The sequence below is a fragment of the Cysteiniphilum litorale genome (assembly GCF_003428165.1).
GTDB classification, from domain to species: Bacteria; Pseudomonadota; Gammaproteobacteria; order Francisellales; family Francisellaceae; genus Caedibacter; species Caedibacter litoralis.
Genome location: NZ_QLIQ01000112.1, coordinates 1 through 1,889 on the forward strand (window position 1 = coordinate 1; position 1,889 = coordinate 1,889).

General features: G+C 41.0%; 2 protein-coding genes. Both read left to right on the top strand.

The genetic code is table 11. The annotated features are described in order from the left end of the window. Positions 1-386: 386 nt before the first annotated feature. Positions 387-956, top strand: a complete 570-nt coding sequence (locus tag DNJ75_RS14715) for a helix-turn-helix domain-containing protein (RefSeq protein WP_117004179.1) — start codon at positions 387-389, stop codon at positions 954-956. A gap of 152 nt (positions 957-1,108) precedes the next feature. After that, the coding region (locus DNJ75_RS14720) for a DDE-type integrase/transposase/recombinase (protein WP_157968398.1) at positions 1,109-1,889 on the top strand (781 nt) is incomplete at its 3' end.

A 1,889-nucleotide genomic window follows, 5' to 3' on the forward strand; every position in this document is an offset into this window, starting at 1 on the left:
AAGGTAACTCCATTTATTGGAAAGAGGACAGCGCTAATGATATGTTATTCATACGGTCTTTTTACAAGGCTGGGCGATGGGAAGATATTGAAAGAATGGCTTATGCAGGCGGGTTAGCAATGGCTTCCTAAAATACCTGTTACATCCAACTTTATATGGCTCTTAACTGCTGTTTTTGTCTCGCATTGGCTGCGTAGTTTCAGCGCTCTTTATACGCACAAAGCATGGGATGACCAATACGTTGTATGATCTCATCACTGTTTACCGGAATGCCTAAGGATATTCGCAAGATTTTCAAAGAAGGTTATTTTTAGAGCAAGATGAGTAGCTTTGCTTGATTAGATTGATTAAGATGCATTCACATTTAATCAACGAGCTCACTGACAATGACTCAAATCATCAAAGACTACTCATCCGTTGAAGATTATACTTATCATGTTCGATACAATCCAGAACTTTTAAAGCCACAAGCCTGCCAAAATTGTGGTTGTCATCATTTTTGGCAAAATGGTTATTATCAACGCAAGATTTCAGGGCGAGATCAACATAAGAGTAACCGTGATCCGATAGATATCATTCGTTTTAAGTGCAGTCGCTGCAAGCAAACCTATTCGATTATGCCATCGCCTATTGCCTTATACCGTTGGTATTTCTGGTGTTTACAATTACAAGTGCTTTTATTGCTATTACAAGGGATCAGTGTCAATGCCGTTGCCAAACAATACGCCATATCAAGAGACACTGCATCACGCTGGTATCTGTGGCTGTTACATTCATTTGAAATATTTCACATGAGCCTGTGTGCTGATCATCCTTACTATGCCAGATTTACCAATGATGAGATGATCTTATTTTATAAAGATCTACTGAATTGGCGTGATTTATCACAACTGGCATTGTTCTGGCATGCACGTGATTTACTCGTCCCATATCAATGGCGGCACGCCAATGAGTAAGACAAGCTAAAAACGTTCAATGGTCGATTCCCACACTATCGTCATCCCTTTTGTTGCGGTGAATATGTTGTAATCGAAATGGTTGATCCAAAGCGATCAAACTTTTAGATAAAACAACGTAAAAAGCAACAAAGAAAACAGGAGCCCATATTATGGCAAGTGGCATCGCACTCTTTCGACTGTCGGTATTAGGAACGTTAACATCACGTGTTTCATTAGCACGTGGTGAGGTCAAAGCATTGATTAATGCACAATCGCAATTGCACTTTAATGTACCAAATAGTCGCAAAACACAGATATCACCACGAACAATTGAACGTTGGTATCATCATTGGCGCCGATCAGGGATTGAGGGATTAGAACCAAAACCACGTTCAGATAAGCAAAAGAGTAAATTAACCGAAGAAGCCAAGCGTTTATTGATTCATTTCAAAAAAGAAGACATGCGTCGTTCAGTCAATACTTTGTTGGTGTTAATGGCGAACAATGGCTTTAAAGCATTACCAAAATCCACCGTACATCGCTTCCTACGTAATGAGCACTTGTCTGCGCGAGTGATCTCAGATGCTCCTGCCATTGAACGCAGACAGTTTAGCGCACAACACGCCAATGATATCTGGTATGGTGATGTCATGCATGCCGGTAAGATTCACACCGCCAAAGGACTGCAAAAGGTCTATTTAATTAGCTTAATGGATGATGCCTCGCGCCTGATTACGCATAGTGGATTGTATTTTAATGAACAGGCAAGTTCAGTGGAATGTGTATTGAAAGAAGCCGTCCTTCGGCGTGGTTTGCCTAAGCGCTTGATTGTCGATAATGGCTCAGCTTATCGCAGTGATTCACTACAGCAAATCTGTGCACGTTTAGATATTCGCCTGATTTATTGTCGTCCGTATGAACCTGAAGGCAAGGGTAAGCTTGAACGTTGGC